Origin of the sequence: Streptococcus sp. HMSC078H12 (assembly GCF_001814615.1) — a bacterium.
In the GTDB taxonomy this organism is placed as follows: domain Bacteria; phylum Bacillota; class Bacilli; order Lactobacillales; family Streptococcaceae; genus Streptococcus; species Streptococcus salivarius_F.
Genome location: NZ_KV817316.1, coordinates 179,557 through 194,558, shown reverse-complemented (window position 1 = coordinate 194,558; position 15,002 = coordinate 179,557). Strand labels below are relative to the sequence as shown.

Below are 15,002 nucleotides of genomic sequence, written 5' to 3'. Positions count from 1 at the left end.
TTCCTTCCTAAATCTCCCAAAACAGTTGATCCAAGGTCCTGTCCAGTGTTTTGCAAATGGCAATGCATAAGGCTAGGCTGGGATTGTACTTTCCGGCTTCAATCAACCCTATGGTTTGTCTTGTTGCACCTACCGCTTCTGCCAAGTCTCCCTGGGTCATATCATGCTCTGCTCGAGCTGCTTTTAAACGTAAATTCTTTGCCACATGCCCCCTCCTTTTCATCATATCTGATTTTATCTTCAACATAGATTGTGATTACTATCTGTTTTCATTTATATTATACACTATATATTTCTATTTGCAATATATATATTCCATTATTTTAGAAATAAATTGCAAAATAAAAAGCCGAGATTGCTCTCAGCTTCTTCTAACTTTAAACTTAGGCAGGTGTTACATCCAAGCTCTCACCAATAGCCGCAAGACGTGAGACAACTTCTTCTTTACTCAAACCATTTTCAGAGACATAACGATTACGTGGGTGAACACGACATTCGTGTGAGCAGCCACGGAGGTATTTATCTTCATTTTCCTCTGAAGCAAGGATACGACGGTTACAGAATGGGTTACCGCAGTTGACATAGCGTTCACAAGGCGTGCCATCGAACCAGTCCTTACCGACAACGATAGGATCTACATGGTTGATATCAACAGCAATACGCTCGTCAAAGACATACATCTTACCATCCCAAAGCTCCCCTTGAACCTCTGGATCTTTGCCGTAAGTTGCGATACCACCGTGCAATTGGCCAACATCTTTGTAGCCTTCACGGACCATCCAACCTGAGAATTTCTCACAGCGGACACCACCAGTACAGTAAACAACCACGCGCTTGTCCATGAACTCTTCTTTATGGTCGCGAACCCATTGTGGTAATTCACGAAAGTTGCGAATGTCAGGACGAATGGCTCCACGGAAGTGACCAAGGTCATATTCATAATCGTTACGTGTATCAAGGACAACAGTATCCTCATCTAAAAGAGCGTCTTTAAACTCTTTTGGTGACAAGTAAGCACCTGTAGTTTCAAGTGGATTGATGTCGCTGTCAAAGTTATCATCCTCTAAACCAAGGTGAACGATTTCCTTCTTGTAACGAACAAACATCTTCTTGAAGGCTTGCTCTTCTTCCTCATCAATCTTGAACCAAAGGTCCTCCATCCCTGGAAGGCTGTGAACATAGTCCATGTATTTTTGAGTGGTTTCATAGTCACCAGAAACCGTTCCATTGATTCCCTCGTCAGCGACCAAGATACGTCCTTTTAGACCGATTGACTTACAAAAAGCCAAGTGGTCTGCCGCAAATTGCTCAGCATTTTCGATGGGAAGGTATTTATAATAAAGCAATACTCGAATAGGTTTTGCCATTGTATGTCCTCTTTCTTTATGAAATATCTATATCTGTTGTTTGATAGTCAAAGTCAACTTAACTATTATAGCGCTATCAAAGAGGGCTAAGCAATTGATTTGCTTGGAAGTGACTTTTCACAAAAGAAAAAGGCTGAGCGCCAAATGCCTCAACCTGAGTTTCGTGGGATAGTTTTTCTACAAGATAGTATTACAATTCTTTTTGTAGTGTTCCTAAGATAAGCAGTTGTGTCAGAAAAATCCAGAAAATAAGAACTCCTATATCTACAAGCGAAACGGTTCCATGTCTATAAAAGCTAGCTCTAAGAAGATTCGCAGAAGGGACAAATGGAAGTAGATAATAAAGTTGATCTAGCCAATCTGGAAGACGACTTGCCGGATACATGATAGGTGAAAACATAAGACCAATCATTAAAATAAGCTGAGACATTAGCGTTACAATATTTTGGGAAAATATATAAGCAATTGAAAATCCTAGACTAATCATTGTTAGGCAAATAAGCAACATCACAAAAACAGACAAAATTGACAAATTTAATTGTACAGAAAAGCGAAGACAGCCTAATATAAAAGAGATGAATACACCTGGTAAAATAGCAATTAACCATATACACAGGTCAGCTAAAGAAATTAGAATCCTAGGAATAGGTAAAGCTCGAATATAGTCCACATGACCTTCTGACTTGGCATTGGCTATGACAGGAGATGAAATCGTACAACCAATAGAAATAACTCCCATTAAAACTGATCCAGAGGCAAGATAGTAAGCAGTTGTTGTATCCATCTTACCAATTACCAACGGATACCCAAAAAGAAGTGAAACGGACAAAAGCACTTGAGCTAGTGTGAATAGAATGAATAGATTTTTTTGTCGAAGAAAGTTCCAACGAAGTAAGTAAAAAAATTGAGTCATATCAGTTAACAAGCTCCTCTTTATAGAGATCGGAAATAGATAATGTTTTCATCTTAACCGAAAGGTTTGAAATAATCCCTTTTTCTAGACCTTCCTTGACTTGAATGAGTATTCGGGTTAATTCACTTTCCTCAATTTCCATCTGACAAACACAACCATTGACTATCGTATAATTTTCGAATAGACTTACAAATTCTTTACTAACAAAATTGAAAGTAATTTGATAATGATTTTTATAAGACATTTGGTGCACTGGACCAGATTTTAATAATTTACCATGGTTAAAAAGAGCAAAATTATCCGCATATTTTTCGACCTCTAGTAGATTGTGGGTAACAATGATAATAGTGTGTCCTTTATAAGCCAGCTTTTGTAATAATTGCCACTGTTTCTCACGACGTACAGGATCAACATCGTTGGTTGGTTCGTCAAGAAGCATGATATCAGCAGAGCCAATTAATGCCATCGCAAAAGATGTAAGCCGTTTTAGACCTCCTGAAAGATTCTTCCCTTGTTTATCACGGTATTCTACTATTTCTAGATCTGCTAGAAGGTGATCAATTTCTTTTTGGAGTTCTGAGGTGCTTAACCCTCTCATTCTTCCAATCATCTCTAAATTTTGCTCAACAGTTAACTTGTCAAGTGGTGCATATTGTTGTGACATATAACTCATCATTGTTCGAGCTTGTTTACGGTTATGTATAAAAGAAATATCTCCGTAGTGAACATCTCCCTTATCAGGCTTAATAAAGCCAATCATTTGCTTTAAAAGGGTTGATTTACCAGCACCATTATGTCCTAAAAGAGCTGTGATTTTTGAAGCTTCTATCTCTAAGAAGATATGGTTATTAGCAAAATGTTGTTTATCAAATGATTTTGTTAGATTTTCAATGGTGAGCGTCTCAAAGGTCATAATTTTATTTCTCCGTATTGAGAAAAGATTTCCCAATTTTCCTCCTTACCGTTACCACATGTAGGACACTCATCAGGATAATGTCCCCAAGGTTTGTGTGTAAACGACGCTCCGTTTTCATAATTAATCTCGTATTGACGATTAAGACTCATTGGTTCTGCATATTTAGTTATTAATCGAACAGCCTCATCAACAATAGCAGATGTCAATTGAAACATAGCCGGACCATAAGCAATTGTAGGAATTTTCTTGGTAACAGTACGAATACCCCGAAATTGTTCCAAGAATAGACTATCAATTTTCGTGTAATGAATGTTTAAACAATCAAAACATCCTGTTTGATGGGGTACTACAGAATAAACACGTCCGCGACTAACTTGACTTGCACCAAAAACACACGGAATATTTTTTGTAACTACAGCTTTATTTACAATACGCTGAATATCATATTGTGGTTCATCAATAACACAAATAACAATGTCAACATTGTCTAATAATGGCAACAAGTCGTTTACACATGTTATACGTAAATTATGAGTTTCAACTTCGATATCAGAATTCATTTTTGACACTTCTTGATGGGCAATTTGTGTTTTAAGAGCCCCTACGTCTTCCTCCTTGTATAAAAATTGCCTACCTAGATTACTTTTTTCAATGATATCAAAGTCCACTATTTTTATTTTTTTAGGTCCCAGACCAGATAGCAAAGTCAGTATATTAGACCCTCCTCCGCCAAGTCCTAATAAAAGAACTGTCGTTTCATTAAGTCTCTTCTGAATATCTATACTATCTTTAAAACTATTTAAATAGCGACTAAAATAGTAGATATTTGAATGATATCTTTCCTTAATACAATTTATTGTAGCATCTTCTTCAATAACTCCCTCCTTATCCAATAGTTCAATAGCACCTATTATATCTTGTTCCGTTAAATCTGGATACTTAGTTAACATAATATCTACAACGTCATTAATAGCCCTTCCATCTAAAATATTAACTAAACTCCACATTTTATCGTCCTCATCACTGATTTCAGTAGTTATACCAATTTGGGAGCCTACCCTAAACAAATTATCGTGAAGTTTATAAATAGGATATATTTCTTTTATTCTTGGACAATGGAATTTCATTTTTTCCTCACTATTTTTCAAAAAGAAAGACGAGGTGATTTTATAATTTCCCCTCGCCTTATTGTAGTAATTCTATCAAAAATTTTCCGTGATAGAATCGAAGGTAACATTTGCTTATATGTTTATTTAACATTTTTAAGCAATTAAATAATACCCCAGCTAATTTCGGTTTGAGCTACGGCCTTACGTACTTGAATGTTTTTCATTTGGAATTCTCCTTTCATCTTTAATAAGAATATTGTATACTAAACTTACATTTTTCTTACAATTGTGTCATAATTGACCATTTTAACGTTATAATTAACATACAGAAATAAGAGAGGAAGTTTTCAATGTTAAAAGTTGCTATTTGTGATGACTCTGATAGAGATGCTAGCCAATTAGAACATTATTTACTTTCTTATGATAAATTTCCTCTAGAAACAAAACTTTATACAAATCCACAAAAACTGTTAAATCAGCTGACGCCAGACATCCACTGTGTCTTTTTGGATATTAATATGCCAGGAATCAATGGGATTGACCTAGCACAGAAGATTAGAAAATTTAATCCTTTCATTCCTATTATTTTTGTGACAAGTTATCGTGATTATATGGAGCAAGTCTTCGAAGTTCAGACTTTTGACTATATCGTAAAACCGATAGAATCTCAAAAGTTAACGAAAGTATTGGATCGTATTTTGCGTTTTTTGGATATAGGCCAAGCACTTTTTACCTTCTCATTTGGTAAACACAATTATTCTGTCCCTTCGAGCGATATTGTATTTTTTGAAAAAGATAAACGTTCAGTATTTATATACACAAAAACAGGTACCTACAAGTCTCTACTAAAAACAAAAGAGATTTTGGAAAAACTCCCTAATTATTTTATTCAAATTCATGCTTCCTATATTTTAAACCCCAAATACATCAAAGACTTTGATTCAAAAACAGTTACTATTTTACTAAATGGGGCTGAAGAACACCTACTCCCAATTAGTAGAAAGTTTCAGTTTTCTTTTAAAGAAAAGTATTACAGATATCTAAGTGAAAGGCATTTTTAATGTTAGTAGGATTACGAATAATCAGTATCTTGTACGATTTATTTCTAGCAAGTATTTTATTTTATAGACCATTCTCTAAAGTCAATATGAAAAAGAAGCCTTTAATAGCCCTTTTTTTCATATTGATTTTTCATGGGGAACTCGTGTTCCTATTCTCTGAGAGTCGTGTTTTTTTGGTCAGTAATCTCCTTCTAAACATTTTAGAATACTATCTAATCGGCCTCAATTTTGATTATCCTATTCGCCAGTCTTCCTTTTGGATTCTTTTACAAACTAGCCTAAGTTTGTTAGCAGGGGCTGTCCTAAACCAAGGAATCCAACTAATTTTACCTTTAGGGGAACTATCAAAAAATTTAGAAGCTATTAGTTTGTATCTCGGAATAAGTTTCTTTTTGTCTACAGGAATAACTCTTATTTTACGAAAGCTTCTTCTGTCCCATCAAAGGCTTCGTATTGCTACTTCTAAGGGGAACTGGCTTTATCAGTTTATCGTGCCTCTTTTATCTATTTTCTTTGCTTTTACAATATCTGCTATTCAAGGAGGGGTATTTGGAGCAGATTACCTTTCAATCATTTCTCTCTCATCTCTCATTGTATTGACTCTTTCCTCTCTTTATTTTAATCTGTACCTTGCTCGTCAACAGCAGCAATATTACCAAAATCAATTGGAAAAAGAACAGCTACAGTTTCAAGTTCGAGAAATACAACAATCTCAAGAAGAGTATCAACGTCTCCAAAGCCTTCGGCATGACTTAAAAAATAAACATTTGACTCTTTTATCGCTTTTAGAGAAAAATCCTGAAGAGGCAAAAGATTATCTTTATTCATTAACAGATAGTATAGTAGGTAAACAAACTTTCTACTCTAAAAATCAAACTATTAATTTCTTACTAAATCAAAAACTACATCATTTAAAAGATGAGATAAAAATGGAAATTGATTGCTTTGTACCACAAGAATTATCTATTCAGCCAGATATTTTAGCTGTTATATTAGGAAACTGCCTAGACAATAGTATTGCAGCTTGTCTCAGACTACCAAATAAAGAAAGAAGCTTATCAATTAATATCCGTTACTTTCAACAAAATCTTTTTATCAATATTAGAAATAATTTTGATGAGAAAGAAAAATCTACTCGTAAGTCTCGTCAAAAAGATGGCTTGGGGTTGCGAAATATCGATGCTCTTGTTAAAGAATATCAAGGTAATATCAAACGCTTTATAAAAGATGGACAATATCAAATAGAGATTTTATTACCAATAAAAATAGGGACTATTCCGACTAAAGAACTTTAGGTAATTGATGAAAAATGAGTCATAATTAGGTAACGTAAATATTTGAGGTCAAAATCTATATTATATTTATTCATTAATAAACAGGTTGAGTAGCATTAGCTCAACCTGTTTTTTTCTATACTCGCATCTTTTTGACTTATGTATTATCTTACAATTTCGCAGCGGCTGCCTCATCTAGGATAAGAGTCACATCTGGATGATTTTGTAGGACACTAGCTGGTACTTCCTCTGTCACAGGACCCTTGACCATCTTGAAAATGGCATCTGCCTTCTTGTCACCATAGGCAAACAAGATAATCTTCTTAGCAGCCATAATAGAAGCAATTCCCATCGAAATAGCCTTAGTAGGAACCTGATCACGACTAGCAAAGAAACGGCTATTGGCTTCAATGGTGCTGTCAGTCAAGTCGACCACATGAGTTTGACTATCAAAAGGCGTACCTGGCTCATTAAAACCAATATGCCCATTACTTCCGATTCCTAGGATTTGCAGGTCAATGGCATGTTGTGCCAAGACGTCATCGTAATCCTTAGCCGCCTGCTCCAAGTCCTCAGCCATGCCGTCAGGCAAGAAGCTCTCCTTAAATGGCTTAGCATCAAAGAGTTGAGCCTTCATAAAGGCATGGTAGCTCTGCTCATGGTCTGGTGCTAGTCCAACATATTCATCCAAATTGACGCTGTAAAGTTCTGAAAAATCCACGTCGCTTTCAACCATCTCTTGGTAAAGAGCGATAGGTGAACTACCTGTCGCCAAGCCCAATGTTTGAGCACCTGCTGCAAGGCTCTCTTTAAGAAGATCAAAGGCAACTTGGCCTCCCTCAACTTGATTCTTAACTAAAATCTTTTTCATTCTATTCACCTCAATATTGGTATATACCATTTTCTTTATTATCTCTTTTTTTAACCTTTTTGTCAAGCGCTTTCACTCAACTCCTTTAATGACGGTCGCCCTATATCGTGCTATAATAAAAAGGCTGAACATTTTTAAACGAGGAAAGAAATGAATACAAACGATTTTGATTTTGAACTGCCAGAGGAACTGATTGCTCAAACCCCATTGGAACAACGTGATGCCTCTAAACTCTTGGTCATTGATCCTGTAACCAAGGAAATGACTGATACCCACTTTGACCACATCATCGACCAGCTTAACCCTGGCGATGCCTTGGTCATGAACAATACACGTGTGCTTCCAGCCCGCCTATATGGTGAAAAGCCTGATACCCACGGCCATGTGGAATTCCTACTTTTGAAAAATACCCAAGGGGATAAATGGGAAGTATTGGCCAAACCAGCCAAACGCCTTAAAGTAGGTGCTAAAGTCAGTTTTGGCGATGGCCGCTTGACTGCCACTGTCACTGAGGAACTAGATCACGGTGGTCGAATCGTAGAATTTAGCTACGACGGTATCTTCCTTGAGGTCTTGGAAAGTTTGGGCGAGATGCCACTGCCACCTTATATCCATGAAAAATTAGAAGACCGTGACCGTTACCAAACGGTCTATGCCAAGGAAAATGGCTCTGCCGCTGCTCCTACAGCTGGCCTCCATTTCACTCCTGAATTACTTCAAAAGATTGAAGCTAAAGGTGTAAAATTGGTCTACCTCACCCTTCACGTTGGACTGGGAACCTTCCGACCTGTTTCTGTCGATAATGTCGACGAACATGAGATGCACTCAGAATTTTACACCCTCAGCCAAGACGCTGCCGATACACTCAATAGTGTCAAAGCCGCTGGAGGACGCATCATTGCAGTGGGAACAACCTCTATTCGAACACTAGAAACAATCGGCAATAAATACGATGGTCAACTCCAAGCCGACTCAGGCTGGACCAATATCTTTATCAAACCAGGCTACCAATTCACAGTCGTAGATGCCTTTTCAACCAACTTCCACCTTCCAAAATCAACCTTGGTGATGTTGGTTTCAGCCTTTGCTGGCCGTGAATTCGTCCTTGATGCCTATAAACACGCCGTCCAAGAACGCTACCGCTTCTTCAGTTTCGGAGATGCCATGTTCGTCACACGACCTGCTGAGAAATAATATTGATTTTGAGACTTTTCCCTATAGGAGAAGTCTCTTTTATTGCTCGTCAAATTCAGAAAAAATCCACCAGCTATGAACTGATGGATTTTTTATTTATTTCTCTGCAAACTGGCTATTATACAAGTCGTAATAGAAGCCTTTATCTGCAAGGAGGGATTCATGGTTCCCTTGTTCGATGATTTGACCATCTTTAAGGACCAAAATCTTGTCTGCTTCTTGAATCGTTGATAAGCGGTGGGCAATGACAAAGCTTGTTCGACCCTGCATGAGAGTCTTCATAGCCTTTTGAATCAAGAGTTCCAGACGAGTATCAACTGATGAGGTTGCCTCGTCCAAAATCAAGATTTTAGGATCAGCCAAAAGCGCACGCGCAATGGTCAAAAGTTGCTTTTGTCCCAGTGAAATGTTACTTGATTCCTGGTTCATTTCCATGTTATAACCGCCAGGTAGCGTACGGATAAAGTGGTCCACATTGGCAGCCTTAGTGGCTTCAACAATTTCTTCATCAGTTGCCTCAAGATTACCAAAACGAAGATTTTCCTTGATAGTTCCTTCAAAGAGCCAAGCATCCTGAAGCACCATACCAAACTGTTTACGATAATCCTGACGTGATAAGTTACGAATATCATGACCATCAACCGAGATAGAACCTGCAGTCACATCATAGAAACGCATGAGAAGATTGATAATCGTTGATTTTCCGGCACCAGTTGGGCCGACAATAGCGACCATTTCGCCAGGATTGACTTCAAGATTAAAGTCACGAATCAAAGGTTTATCAGCCACATACTGGAAGTCTACATGCTTAAAGCTAACTTGACCGGTCAAATCTCCTTCAAGCACTTCAGTAGCATCATTAGCCTCGTCTGGTTCATCCATCAGTTGGAAAATACGGTCCAAAGAAGACTTAGCACTCTGCAATTGTCCAGCTAACTGAGTCAAGTTCTGAATAGGTTGATTAATCTGCCAAACGTACTGAACAAAGGCCTGCATATTACCAATCGTCAAGCGACCAGCCAAAACTTGCAAACCACCTAGAACAGCGACAATGAGATAGGTCAAGTCAGATAAACCATTAAGTACAGGCATCATGAGGCCTGAAATGAAATTGGCCTTAAAACCTACCTTCTGAAGGTCTTCCGTAATCTCTTTAAAGTCGTCTAAAGATCTATCCTCACGGCCAAAAAGTTTAAGCACATTGAAACCAGTCAGATTTTCCTGAACAAAACCGTTAAGAGTACCTAGAGCATCAGCCTGTTGCTTAAAGTAAGGTTGAGACTTACTCATAATGAAGCGAGCGCCAAAGTAAGTAATCGGAATAGTGATAACAACCACAGCTCCCAATTGAAGATTAAGGCAAAGCACTGTTCCAATAACTAAGACTAGAGTAAAGACGGCATTAACAATCTGCAAGAATGACTGCTGCAAGGCATTAGATACTGTCTCAACGTCACTAGTAAAGCGGCCCAAGAGGTCCCCAAACTGGTGCTTATCAAAGTATGACACTGAAGTACGATTGATTTTATCAGTCATCTCATTTCGCATATCTTGAACCGTTGCTTGCACAGCATTGGTCATGAAATAGTTGGAATAGTAGGCAGCCAACTCATAAATAAGACCACGCAAGAGATAAACAACCAGAACCAAACCAACATAGGATACGTTGATATGGGCACCTTCTACCCCCTTAATGATATCCAGCGTATTTTTGGTCAGCTCTGTAATAGCTAAACCAATGACTACGGGTTCAATGACACTCATGATGACACTAACAATTTTCAAGAAAATGGCTAGATAAAGCGGGAAACGATAAGCCTGCAAGTAGGACCAAAGGCGGCCAAAACTTGAGGAATGACTTGTTTTCATTTTATTTTTCTTCATTTTGACCTCCTTCTAGTCTTCCGTAAGACTCTTTTGATTCAATTGAGAATTAGCAATTTCACGGTAAATCTCATTGGTTTCCATAAGCTCTTCGTGACGGCCACGACCCACGATTTCACCCTTATCAAGAACGATAATCTGGTCTGCATCCATGATAGTACCCACACGTTGAGCCACAATCAAGACTGTCGCATCCTGGGTCACTTCTTTCAGACGACGGCGCAAGGTCGCATCAGTCTTGTAATCCAAGGCAGAGAAGGAATCATCAAAGATGTAAAGGTCAGGACGTTTAACAACTGCACGTGCAATTGACAAACGCTGCTTCTGTCCCCCAGAAAGGTTGCTACCACCCTCAGCCAAGTGAGAGTCATAGCGTTCTTCCTTACTTTCGATGAATTCCTTAGCCTGAGCGACATCCGTAGCTTGATTCAATTCTTCATGACTGGCATTTTCCTTACCATAACGGATATTTTCACCGATGGTTCCTGTAAAGAGCAGGGCCTTTTGTGGAATAAAGCCAATCTTACGACGCAGAGCCTTCAGATTATAGTCACGGACATCCACACCATCAACAAGAATGCGTCCAAGTGTCACATCATAAAAGCGTGGAATCAACTGCACAAGTGATGATTTTCCTGAACCCGTAGATCCGATAAAGGCAATGGTTTCACCAGGTTTAGCCTTGAAAGAAATATTGTGTAGGACAGGACTCTCAGTTTCACCAGGATAGGCAAAGGTTACATTGTCAAACTCCAAATATCCCTTAGTCTCAGTCTCTGTCACCTCGTCTTCATTTGGATTGATAGAAATAGGCATATCCATAATTTCCTGCAGACGTTCACTAGATACCGCCGTACGAGGATACATGGTAAAGAGGTTGGCTAGGAAAAGGAAAGACAATAGCGCATGGAAACTGTACTCAATAAAGGCAACTAAATCCCCGATTGCCAAAGTCCCAGAACCTAATGGCTCAAGGGCAAACCAAACAATTGCCACAATCATGGCGATGATGATTTGCACAAAAAGTGGCTCAGTCAAACCAGTTAACTTAAAGAGCTTGTTTGAATTATCCGCATAGACAGCATTTTCAGAAGCAAACTTCTTCTCTTGAAAATCTTCTCTAGCGAAAGCTCTGATGACACGAAGTCCAGTCAGATTTTCACGAGCATACTGGTTAATCTTGTCGAGAGTTGCCTGTTGCTTTTCAGAAAGCGGACGCGTTTTTACCGCCACATACCAGACAACTACGGCTAGGAAAGGTAAGGAGATTGCCACAATCCAAGCCAAAGATGGACTTGTCGTCAAAATCAAAAAGACACTGGAAACCATCATCAAAGGAGTGATAACCCCTAGCTTAAGAACCTGATCCGCAAACTGCATAAGCACAAAAGCATCTGATGTAATACGAGTCACCAAAGAGGATACCCCTATCTGCTCATACTCGTGGTGGGAATACTCCTGAAGCTTAGCATAAATGTCATTACGCATGACTTGCACCATAGTAGTGGTCAACTTTCCAACCGCATAGGACAGAAGTATACGACCAACAATCCCAGTCAAAACTACACCAAACATGACCCAAGCATAAGCGTAAAGCTTATCAACATCACCACGGTTTATTCCCTCATCAATCATTCTGGCAAGAACCGTCGGCAAACCCAAGTTAGCAATAACAAATAAAATGGCTGCCGTAAAATTCATTGCTAGCCACTTAGGATAACGTCTGAGATAAGACCAAATATAAGCCATAAATTTCTCCTTTTCTTTTTAGCATTTACCATGCCTTTAAGATTTTTATAGTTATTTACAACCACTAAAGCCGTAAAAGACACAGAAAAAAGGGCGTGACAAGCACGCACATCACCTACATTCTAACAAATGAAAATATTAAAAGCAATAGAAAAAACCAGAGCTGATGCCCTGGTTTTCTTTATTAAGCGACTTGAGTCGTTACCTTATTATTTAAGAGTAACTGAAGCTCCAGCTTCTTCAAGTTTAGCTTTGATTTCTTCAGCTTCAGCTGCAGCAACACCTTCTTTAAGAACTGATGGTGCACCGTCAACGATAGCTTTAGCTTCTTTAAGACCTTCGCCTGTGATTTCACGTACAACTTTGATAACGCCAACTTTTTTGTCGCCTGCAGATGTCAATTCAACGTCGAATGAATCTTTAGCAGCACCAGCGTCAGCAGCACCAGCTGCAGCAGCAGCTACAGGAGCAGCAGCAGTTACGCCAAACTCTTCTTCGATAGCTTTTACAAGGTCGTTCAATTCAAGGATTGAAGCTTCTTTAATTTCAGCAATAATGTTTTCAATGTTCAATGCCATTGTGATTTCCTCCAAATGTGTTTTTTAATATAGTGTTTTAAACGTAGCTTAGGCTACGAGTTGTGAAGATGGGCTTATGCAGCACCGTCTTCTTTGCTTTCTGCAACCGCTTTGACAGCGTATGCAACGTTGCGCACTGGCGCTTGAAGTACAGAAAGGAGCATAGAAAGCATACCTTCTTTGTTTGGAAGTGATGCAAGAGCGTTGATTTCTTCGACTGAAGTGAACGCGCCGTCAACAACACCACCTTTGATTTCAAGAGCTTCTGCGTCTTTAGCAAATTCGCTAATAACTTTTGCTGGTGCGATAACATCTTCGTTTGAGAATGCTACTGCAGATGGACCAACAAAAAGTTCTTTAAGGTCTTCAAGACCTGCTTCTTCAGCTGCACGGCTCAAGATAGAGTTTTTGATAACTTTAAATTCAACGCCTGATTCACGAAGATTACGACGAAGAACTGTATCTTGGTCAACTGTAAGTCCACGAGAGTCAACAACAACGATAGATGCTGCTGCTTTCATTTTTTCAGCGACGATAGCAACCTGTTCAGCTTTCTTAGCAATAATAGCTTCACTCATTAGTAGTTTTACCTCCGTTTTTATTTTTGGGCTAGGCACAAAAAAATCGTACCTAAACCTAGACACGAAAGTACAATACGTTACAAAAAAATAGTTACGTTTTGTGCCTCGGTTGGATGTTTACGAGTCTTGCTCCCCAACTGTCTTAGGTCAGTTTTTTCAAACCTTATTTATAATATCATGACCTAAATCAGACGTCAAGAAAAAAATGCAATTTTTTTTATTTTTTTCTCTATCTTTTTTTGAAGACCATAAAACCTCTCAAAATCTAAAGATTTCAAGAGGTTATTTCTAATCATACCTAAGGGCTTCGATAGGATCGAGTTTCGAAGCTTTATTAGCCGGTAGGAGACCAAAGATAATCCCTACAGCTGCTGAGAAGGCTATGCTTCCCATGGCTACACCAAGAGAAACCGTCGCTTTAAGGTCCATGGCATTCCCAATTGGTCCAACGACTAGGGCTGCAAAGCCTAGCCCAATCAAACCTCCCAGAATGGTCAGAACCATCGACTCAATCAAAAACTGGGTCAAGATTTTACGACGTGTAGCACCTAAAGCCTTACGAAGACCAATCTCTCGTGTCCGCTCAGTTACCGAAACCAACATGATGTTCATAACACCGATTCCGCCAACTAATAATGAAATCCCAGCAATAGCTCCTACAACGGTGGTAATGGTTCCAAAGATCGTGTTCACCTGATCCAGGGCCGAACTCATATCTGCTGCCTTATATTCTCCATTGTCATCTTGGGCCAACTGGGTCAAGCGTTTAGCAGCATCCTTAGCAACGCTACTACTATTTTTCACATCGGTCACATGGAAAAAAATCTGGCCAATAGCATCAGTGTTATTTTCAGCCGCTAACTGGGTATTGGCCACAAGAGCTGTTCCAATTTCACCATAAGCACCGATTGCTGTGTCTTTATTCTTATAAACACCAATCACACGATAATCATTGTTCCCAATAGTAACCACTTGGTTAAGGGCATCCTCATTCGTCTTAAAGAGTTTTTTAGCCACCATCTGATCAATGACAATAACTCGTGAAAAGTTTTTATAATCATTGTCTTCCAAGGAACGTCCTGTCAACATCTCTAACTTTTTAGCTTTAAAGTAGCCCTGACTGGCACCTGTGATATTAACATTCTTAACAGTCTTTTTTTGTAGGGAGATAGAGGAAGTTAGGCTGTTAGTCACAAAATAACTATCAATACCAGGCGTCTGCCTAGCCACTTGCTCCAACCAAACTTCTTTAACCGGTTTGGTAGGTTGTGCCAAATCTGCATAGGCAGGATCTAGCTCCTCACCCTTGGCTTCATAGTAGACTTGAACTGTATCCTTGTCACCAGTCACACTATCGGTAACACTCTGACGCATTCCATTTCCTAGCCCCATGATAAGTACTACCGCAGCAACACCAATGATGATTCCCAACATGGTCAGGAAGGAGCGCATCTTGTGTGAACGAATAGAACTAAGAGCAAATTTCCAATTTTCCATTCTTACCT

14 protein-coding genes and 1 other annotated feature are annotated in these 15,002 nt (G+C 38.9%); of the genes, 3 read left to right on the top strand and 11 right to left on the bottom strand.

Annotated elements, in window-relative coordinates:
* Positions 1–7: 7 nt before the first annotated feature.
* From HMPREF2979_RS02310 to HMPREF2979_RS02290, 5 genes are all read right to left on the bottom strand, one after another.
* Positions 8–205: a helix-turn-helix transcriptional regulator gene (locus tag HMPREF2979_RS02310; protein WP_014621323.1), complete on the bottom strand. Its 198-nt coding sequence runs from the start codon at positions 203–205 to the stop codon at positions 8–10.
* A 178-nt stretch (positions 206–383) separates the two neighbouring features.
* Positions 384–1,367 carry an oxygen-dependent tRNA uridine(34) hydroxylase TrhO gene (locus tag HMPREF2979_RS02305; RefSeq protein ID WP_070654927.1) on the bottom strand — a complete coding sequence of 328 codons (984 nt, stop codon included), beginning with the start codon at positions 1,365–1,367 and terminating at the stop codon, positions 384–386.
* 190 nt (positions 1,368–1,557) lie between these two features.
* Entirely contained in the window at positions 1,558–2,280 is a 723-nt protein-coding gene (locus tag HMPREF2979_RS02300; RefSeq protein WP_064524865.1) for an ABC transporter permease, read from the bottom strand.
* Position 2,281: 1 nt separating this feature from the next.
* Positions 2,282–3,193 carry an ABC transporter ATP-binding protein gene (locus HMPREF2979_RS02295; RefSeq protein WP_070654925.1) on the bottom strand — a complete coding sequence of 304 codons (912 nt, stop codon included), beginning with the start codon at positions 3,191–3,193 and terminating at the stop codon, positions 2,282–2,284.
* Entirely contained in the window at positions 3,190–4,323 is a 1,134-nt protein-coding gene (locus HMPREF2979_RS02290) for a ThiF family adenylyltransferase (protein WP_070654923.1), read from the bottom strand. Before HMPREF2979_RS02290 ends, HMPREF2979_RS02295 begins: the two co-directional genes overlap by 4 nt.
* Before the next feature lie 332 nt (positions 4,324–4,655).
* Here HMPREF2979_RS02290 and HMPREF2979_RS02285 point away from each other — a divergent pair, with 332 nt between their 5' ends.
* Both HMPREF2979_RS02285 and HMPREF2979_RS02280 read left to right on the top strand, forming a co-directional pair.
* Positions 4,656–5,366 carry a LytR/AlgR family response regulator transcription factor gene (locus tag HMPREF2979_RS02285; protein WP_070654921.1) on the top strand — a complete coding sequence of 237 codons (711 nt, stop codon included), beginning with the start codon at positions 4,656–4,658 and terminating at the stop codon, positions 5,364–5,366.
* Positions 5,366–6,661, top strand: coding sequence for a sensor histidine kinase (locus tag HMPREF2979_RS02280; protein ID WP_070654920.1), 1,296 nt, complete (start codon positions 5,366–5,368; stop codon positions 6,659–6,661). The genes HMPREF2979_RS02285 and HMPREF2979_RS02280 overlap by 1 nt, the downstream gene beginning before the upstream one ends.
* 148 nt (positions 6,662–6,809) lie before the next feature.
* On the opposite strand, the gene HMPREF2979_RS02275 is transcribed toward HMPREF2979_RS02280, so the two are convergent.
* Positions 6,810–7,511 carry a glucosamine-6-phosphate deaminase gene (locus HMPREF2979_RS02275; protein WP_060971296.1) on the bottom strand — a complete coding sequence of 234 codons (702 nt, stop codon included), beginning with the start codon at positions 7,509–7,511 and terminating at the stop codon, positions 6,810–6,812.
* Positions 7,512–7,661: 150 nt separating this feature from the next.
* Between HMPREF2979_RS02275 and queA the strand changes: the two genes are divergently transcribed.
* Entirely contained in the window at positions 7,662–8,705 is a 1,044-nt protein-coding gene (gene queA / locus HMPREF2979_RS02270; RefSeq protein WP_060971295.1) for a tRNA preQ1(34) S-adenosylmethionine ribosyltransferase-isomerase QueA, read from the top strand.
* 96 nt (positions 8,706–8,801) lie between these two features.
* Here queA and HMPREF2979_RS02265 read toward each other — a convergent pair whose 3' ends face one another.
* From HMPREF2979_RS02265 to HMPREF2979_RS02245, 5 genes are all read right to left on the bottom strand, one after another.
* The gene (locus HMPREF2979_RS02265) at positions 8,802–10,589 is read right to left on the bottom strand and encodes an ABC transporter ATP-binding protein (RefSeq protein WP_070654918.1); all 1,788 of its coding nucleotides are present in this window, start codon (positions 10,587–10,589) and stop codon (positions 8,802–8,804) included.
* 12 nt (positions 10,590–10,601) lie between these two features.
* Complete coding sequence (locus HMPREF2979_RS02260) at positions 10,602–12,338, bottom strand: ABC transporter ATP-binding protein (RefSeq protein ID WP_070654916.1); 1,737 nt, start codon at positions 12,336–12,338, stop codon at positions 10,602–10,604.
* Between the two features lie 209 nt (positions 12,339–12,547).
* Entirely contained in the window at positions 12,548–12,916 is a 369-nt protein-coding gene (rplL, locus tag HMPREF2979_RS02255; RefSeq protein ID WP_002886110.1) for a 50S ribosomal protein L7/L12, read from the bottom strand.
* Between the two features lie 74 nt (positions 12,917–12,990).
* Positions 12,991–13,494 (bottom strand): 50S ribosomal protein L10, encoded by a 504-nt coding sequence (gene rplJ, locus HMPREF2979_RS02250; protein WP_003095623.1) that lies wholly within the window; start codon positions 13,492–13,494, stop codon positions 12,991–12,993.
* A 31-nt stretch (positions 13,495–13,525) separates the two neighbouring features.
* Positions 13,526–13,662 (bottom strand) — a sequence feature (ribosomal protein L10 leader region).
* 123 nt (positions 13,663–13,785) lie between these two features.
* Positions 13,786–14,994 (bottom strand): ABC transporter permease, encoded by a 1,209-nt coding sequence (locus HMPREF2979_RS02245; RefSeq protein ID WP_013990981.1) that lies wholly within the window; start codon positions 14,992–14,994, stop codon positions 13,786–13,788.
* Between the last annotated feature and the right edge of the window lie 8 nt (positions 14,995–15,002).